Genomic DNA, 280 nt, shown 5'->3' on the forward strand with positions numbered 1-280 from the left:
TCAAAAGCCATTATCCGGCATGAGAACGGCAGGCAACCGTATTCTGAGGCAACGTTTGAAAAAGCGTTTGAGTTGCTATGAAACTCAATAGCCAGTACTTCAGACTCATTGCTTTTGTGATTGTCTCTGGCCTGCTCTGGTTCTATTACAGTGAGTATCATAACAAGGCCGAAGAATACCACAGGTTAAAGCGACAGTATGACGAACAGATCATCGCGATAGATAGGCAGCAAGAGCGCATCAAGCACCTTGCGGAACTGGACAAAACGCACACACAGGA

1 pseudogene is annotated in these 280 nt (G+C 46.1%); it reads left to right on the forward strand.

The annotated features are described in order from the left end of the window. Window positions 1–77: 77 nt before the first annotated feature. Window positions 78–280 (forward strand): annotated as a pseudogene (locus AAC147_RS12670) (lysis protein); the annotation flags it as partial.

The organism is Xenorhabdus sp. NBAII XenSa04, from assembly GCF_963866145.1.
Taxonomy (GTDB): Bacteria; Pseudomonadota; Gammaproteobacteria; order Enterobacterales; family Enterobacteriaceae; genus Xenorhabdus; species Xenorhabdus indica.